This window comes from Streptomyces europaeiscabiei, from assembly GCF_001550375.1.
Taxonomy (GTDB): domain Bacteria; phylum Actinomycetota; class Actinomycetes; order Streptomycetales; family Streptomycetaceae; genus Streptomyces; species Streptomyces europaeiscabiei.
Genome location: NZ_LRTR01000537.1, coordinates 1 through 6,290 on the forward strand (window position 1 = coordinate 1; position 6,290 = coordinate 6,290).

At 75.1% G+C, this 6,290-nt stretch carries 3 protein-coding genes; 2 read left to right on the plus strand and 1 reads right to left on the minus strand.

Features of this window, described 5'->3' with window-relative positions:
- Together AWZ10_RS26575 and AWZ10_RS26580 are read left to right on the plus strand one after the other, a co-directional pair.
- Positions 1-2,006 (plus strand): iron ABC transporter permease (locus AWZ10_RS26575; protein WP_060892192.1); only part of this gene is annotated, 2,006 nt, incomplete at its 5' end.
- Positions 2,007-2,088: 82 nt separating this feature from the next.
- Entirely contained in the window at positions 2,089-5,484 is a 3,396-nt protein-coding gene (locus tag AWZ10_RS26580) for a hypothetical protein (protein WP_060892193.1), read from the plus strand.
- Positions 5,485-5,530: 46 nt separating this feature from the next.
- Here the strand turns inward: AWZ10_RS26580 and AWZ10_RS26585 are convergent.
- The coding region (locus tag AWZ10_RS26585) for a PP2C family protein-serine/threonine phosphatase (protein ID WP_060892194.1) at positions 5,531-6,290 on the minus strand (760 nt) is incomplete at its 5' end.

Genomic DNA, 6,290 nt, shown 5'->3' on the forward strand with positions numbered 1-6,290 from the left:
CGGCCGCGGTGGCGGCCGGCCTCGTCCTCCTGGTCGCCGCCCTCGCCGTCGTCGACGTCACCCAGGGCACAGCCGCCGTCGGACCCTTTGAGGTGCTCAAGGCCCTGACCGGGCAGGCGGATCCGGGCGACGCGTCCGTGGTGATCGCCTCCCGGCTGCCGCGCATGACCGCGGGCGTCCTCGTCGGCGTCGTCCTCGGCGTGGCGGGCGCCGTGCTGCAGGCCGTCAGCCGCAATGTGCTCGCCTCGCCCGACACCCTCGCCGTCAACGCCGGTGCCTACCTGGCGCTCGGCATCGTCGGTGTCACCGGCGTCTCGCTGCCCCTGCTCGCCTCCTCCGGCATCGCCTTCGTCGGCGGGCTGCTCGCGGCGGCCGTCGTGCTCACCCTCTCCGGCCTCGGCACGGGCACCGTACGGCTCGTCCTCGCCGGCACCGCCCTGATGCTGGGCCTGAACTCCGTGACGGAAGGCCTGCTCCTGCTGTTCCCCCAGCAGACCGACGGCCTCTACCAGTGGAACCAGGGCAGCATCGGCCAGAACGGCTTCGACGGCGTCCTGCAGATGCTGCCCGTCGTGGCGGTCGGGCTCGTCGGCCTCTCGCTGACCACCCGACGGGTCGATGCCCTCGCCCTCGGCGACGACGCCGCGCGCGGGCTGGGCGTGCCCGTCCGCGCCACCCGGGTGACGGTCGTCGTCCTGGCGACGCTGCTGTCCGCGGCGGCCGTCACACTCGCCGGGCCCATCGGCTTCGTCGGCCTGTGCGCGCCCGCTCTGGTGCGCCCCCTCGCCCGCCGCTTCCGGGGTCTGGCCCGCGCCCGGGGGGCCCTGCCCGTGACCGGTCTGGTCGGCGCCGGGCTGGTGCTCGGATCGGACGTACTGCTGCGCGCGGTCGTCCCCTCCGACACGGCGGTCGCCGTGCCCACCGGCGTCGTCACGAGCCTGGTCGGCGCCGTTTTCCTGGTGGTGATGGCCCTACGGCTGCGGGACACGGCCGGGGCCGAGGTGCCCGACCGGCTGCGCATCCCCAGCCGCACGGCGTTCCTGATCACGGTGGCCGTCCTCGTCGCCGTGGCCGTCGGCGTCACCGTCGCGGGCGTCCTGCTGGGCGACACCGAACTCCTGCTCGGCGATGTCGCGAACTGGGCACAGGGGCGGGCGGGCCGGACCGTGTCCTTCGTCCTCGACACCCGGGTGCCCCGCGTCCTCGCGGCGCTGTGCGCGGGCGCGGCGCTCGCCCTGGCCGGAACGCTGGTGCAGGCCGTGACCCGCAACCCGCTCGCGGAACCGGGCATCCTCGGCGTCTCGGGGGGAGCCGCGCTGGGCGCCGTCCTGCTCGTCACCACCGTGCCCCTCGCCGGTGGCTGGAGCGTCGCGGGAGCCGCGTTCGCGGGCGCCGCCCTCACCTCCGCGGTCGTCTTCGGGCTGGCGGCCCGGGGCGGCTACCAGCAGAACCGACTGGTCCTCGTCGGCATCGGAGTGGCCGCCGGCACCACCGCGCTGATCAGCCTGCTCATCGTGCTCACCGACCCGTTCAACGCCACCAGGGCGCTGACCTGGCTGTCCGGTTCGACGTACGGCCGGACCATGCCGGACGTCCTGCCCGTCGCGTGCGTGCTGGTGCTGGGCCTCGTCGTCGCGGTGGCCCGCCGCACCGAGCTGGACCTCGTCTCCCTGGACGAACACACCCCTCGGCTCCTGGGCCTGCGGCTGTCCCGGGCCAGACTCGGGTTCCTGGTGGTGGGCGTCCTGCTCAGCGCGACCGCCGTCGCCTCGGCCGGCACCATCGGCTTCGTGGGACTCGTGGCACCGCACGCGGCGCGCGCCCTCGTGGGCCGGCGGCACGTACGGGTGGTCCCGGTCGCCGTCCTCCTCGGCGCCTGTCTCGTCTGCGCGGCCGACCTCCTCGGCCGTACGGTGATCGCCCCGGCCCAACTGGGCGCCGGCCTGATGACGGCGGTGATCGGCACGCCGTACTTCCTCCATCTGCTGGTACGGAGCCGGCGGTAACCGCACGCGGCTGCCGCCCGATTCCGCGCCCACCCTCACTTATTCGATCGCCTGAACGGATCTTGCCGGGCACAATCGGCGCATGCCGACCGCCGCGGAGCAACTGCTCTCCGCCCTCGAACCGCTGCCGTTCCCCGCACGCCTCACCCTGACGGCGCGGACCGCCCGAGGGCTCGCGGACGACGGGACGCTCGCCCCGGTCCTGGCCGACCTGGACGGACGCGGACCGTACGAGCGGCGGATCGCGGCGCTCGCGGCCCTCGTCGGAGGGGACGCGGGGTTCCTCGCGGAGCGGCTGGCCGACCCGGACCCGGTCGTCGCCGGGTACGCACGGCGCGCCGCACGCGACCTGCCCGTACCGGACCGGGCCGTGGAGGCGGCGTACGACGACGCGCCGGCCGTGCTGCGGCAGCGGCTGGCCCGTCTGCTCGCCGCGGGAGGCCGTACCGAACTGGCCGAGCGGCTGGTGACGCGACTGCGCGCGGAGTGGGGCGACGCCGAGGCCGCGCGACTGCTGCCGGCCTGCTCCACCGCTTTCGTGGCACGGGAGTTGCCGCGGCTGGCCCACGCCGTCGACGGCTGGACGAGGCTCGCGTCCCGGCATCCGGACCCGGTGCTGGAGCACGCCGAGCAGACCCTGGCCGACCGGGCAGGCGGACAGCAGCGGGACGACTGGTGGCGCGTGCACGCCACCACGGTCGCGGCACTCGCGCCCCTGCGTCCCGATCGGGTACTCACTCTGCTGGAGCGGTACGGCCCCGGCAGTCTGCCGCCCGCGCTCAACAACGGGCTCGGCCCCCTGGCCACCGCCGACGCCGAACGCGTGATCCGCTGGATCACCTCCCCCGACCGCCGGGAACAGCGCCACGAGCCGGTACCGCCGCCCGGAGTGCTGCACAGGCTCGTGCGGGCAGAGCCCGCGTCGCTGACCGCGCTGGGCCGTCACTGGCTGAACCGCGAGGTCCACCTCGCAGCGTTGGTGAAAGCCGTCCCACCGGGCAAGCGCCCCGCGTTCGTGGACGCGGTCGCCGACGGAGGGACACAGTGGAACCTGGCGCTGAGCGTCCTCGGCCTGCTGCCCCGCGAGCGCCGCTGGGCGGAAGTCCGGCGGGCCGCGGTGGAGTTCGACGGCACCAACCACTGGTGGGACGACCTCGACACCCTCGCCCACGGCCCGATCGACGAGGCACGTCCCGAACTGCTTGCCGCGATCGGGCGGTCCGACGCCGACGACCGGGCCGGCGTCTGGCCACTGTTCGTGGCCTGCGCCGCCCGCGAGGGCAGCCGGGAGGCGATCACCGAACTGCTGACCACGGCGGGCCGCCGCCTGCGCAACGACCGGGACCCGGTACGCGCCGCCGCGCTCGGCGCACTCGCCGAAGCGCACCCGCGGCTCTTCGGCCCCGACCACGCCCCGCTGCTGGACACGATCGCCACCGACGCCCTGGAGGCGCGGGACAGTTCGGCCGACACGATGTCGGCACTGCGCACTCTCGCCGTACGGCTGCTCGTCGAGCACGCCACGGACGAGGAGACGGCCCTGCGGAACTGGGCGCTGCGCACCCTGGAGCGCATCACGAGCCGGGTGGGCGTACCCGACCTCGGCCCGCTCCACCGCGTCCTGCGGCGGGGTCAGGAGCACCAGGTGTTCGAGGCCCTGCGCCCCTGGCTCGACTCCGGGGCCGGGCGGGCCGACTTCCGGCTGCTGCTGGGCCTGGCCGCCGCACTGGGACCGCGCGCCCGGCGGCTGCCCGAGCTGCAGGACAGGCTGGCCACGGCCCTGGAACGCGGCGACGACGACACGTTCCGGGCGGCGGCCGAACTGTGGACGGCCGCGCCGGCGACCCGTGACGAACGGATCGCCAGGATCGTCGCGCTCGAACCGTCGTCGGTCGTCCTCCCGGCCGTAGGGCGGGTGCTGAGCCGGCGGCGCACCGATCTGCTGGACACCCTGCTCGACGAGACGCCGCCCTACGGCCGCTTCCTGGTGGACGGGGCCAGGCGCCCGCTGCCGGACCTCGGCGCCGGCGACCGCTGGCTGCCCCGCCAGCAGGCGGCGGCGGTCCGGCTGGCCGCGCGGGCGGTCGCGGACGATTCGCTTCCGCTCGATGAACGGGCCGCCCTGATCCGGGCCGTCGCCCCCGTGCCCGGCTTCGGGCGTGCCCTGGCGCTCGCGCACAAGGACGACACGCAAGTGATCGTCGCCGAGGCCGCCCTCGGCGCGCTGCCCTGGACCGACCGGCCCCACGCCACCCTGCCGGCGCTGCTGGAGCAGGCGGGCAGTGACCGGGCCAGGGTCGCCGTGTACGCCGCGGCACGTGCCGCACGCTTCACCGCCCCGTCCGAACTCGCCCTGGGACTCGGTGCGTTGCTCACCGGGGAGCGGCCCACGAAGGTGACCTCCCGCAAGGAGGCCGTACGGCTCGCCGCGCGCTTCCTGCCGCCCCGGCGGGCGGTGTCCCTGCTGGCGAGCACCTTCCACGCCCCCGACCGCCACCCGGACGTGCGGGCCGCCGTCGTCCGCGCCCTGCCGCCGCTGCTCGGCGAGCCGGAGGCCTGGCAACTGCTCGACGACGTCGCACGCGACGACACCCAGGCCGTGCACGAAGCCTTCCTGGCCGTCACGCCCTGGGAGTTGGCCGAAACGCATCGCCGCGCGTACGCCGCCGTCGTCGTCGCGGCCTACGAGACGTCCCTCCCGCCCACCGAGGGCTTCGGGAGTGGCTATGCCCTGCTGCGCGCCATGGGGGTCTGGTGCCGCTACGCACCCGAGCTGGCCGTCCGTATCTCCCGTATCGTCTGCGACTTCGGTGAGCGTAGGCACTGGCAGTCCGCCGGGTGGGTGCTGCGCGATCTGGCCGTCTCCGAGCTGCCGCACCCCGTGGGCGGTGCCGCCCCGGGCAGTGCGTTCCACGGTGCGGTGGCCGAGTTGCTGGCCGCCACGCACACGACGGAGGGCGGCAGTGACGCCCTGGACGGCCGGGACCTGCCGGCGCTGCAACGGCTCCGGAACCTGACGTCGTTCGGCTACGTCGACGGAGTGCGCCCCGAGTTGCTCGAAGCGGTCGCGGAACAGCTCGCGCCGGAACCGCTGCTGGCGGCCGAACGCGCCTACCTGCTGGGTCAGTTGATCGACCTCACCGTGGAGCCGGCCGCGCTGCTCGAACGACTGCGGGACCTGGCGGACGCCTTCGAGGGTGCCGGGGTGACTGTCGCGGTACACACGTCCGACCGGTTGCGGCCGTCCTCGGCATATGGCGCTCATCCCCGGCGTGCCGAAGCCCTGCTGACCGCGGCCGACCGTTTCGTCCGCGACGGCGGCACCGCGACGGGCCTGCTGGCGGTCGGCCTGGTGAAGGGAACGGGCGGCGCTCTCGGCTGGCCCGAGGAGTGGCGGTCGCTGCTGCGCCTGCTGCGCCGGCACGCCGACGCCGACGTCCGCCACGAGGCGTACCGGACCTTGACGGAGAACGAATGACCGCTCGGGCGCGGGGAGGAGGGCGCACCCGCGGGACGGGGAGTCATCAAGCCGCGACCACGGCTGCCTCGGGAGCGGTCGGCTTGCGGAGCAGGAGCAGGGCCGCGTCGTCATGGAGCCGGCCTCCCACATGCGTGAGCAGCTCGTCGTGGAGGGCTGTGAGGGTGTGGGCCGGCTCGTCGGACATGTGGTGCGCCAGCCGCTCGGCGAGCGGGTAGAACTCGCGGTCGCGGTCGCGGGCCTCCGTGACGCCGTCGGTGTAGAGCAGCAACTGATCCTCGTCGGCGAAGGGCAGTGTCTGCAGACTGGGGGCCTCGCCCGTGAGGGCGCGCAGCCCCAGCGGCGGGGACGGGCAGGCGGGCTCCACCGCCACGACCGCGGAGCCGCGCACCAGCAGCGGGGGCGCGTGACCGCAGTTGACCAGTTCCAGACAGCCCGGCCGGGGGTGTCCGGCGACCACGGCGGTGACGAAGTCGTCGCCGCGGAGGTTGCGGGCCAGACTCCGCTCGATCCGGTCGACGACGGCCAGGAGATCGGGCTCCTCGTACGCCGCCTCGCGGAAGACCCCGAGCACCAGAGCGGCTATCCCGACCGCGGGCAGCCCCTTGCCGCGCACATCGCCGACGATCAGCCGAACCCCGTACGGGGTGGGCACGAGGGCGTAGAGGTCCCCGCCGATACGGGCCTCGGCGGCCGCGGCGCTGTAACGGACGGCCACCTGGAACGGGCCGACGGTCGCCGGTACCGGCTGGAGCAGCGCGTGCTGGGCGGCCTCGGCGACCGAGCGGACGGCCGCCAGCACCCGC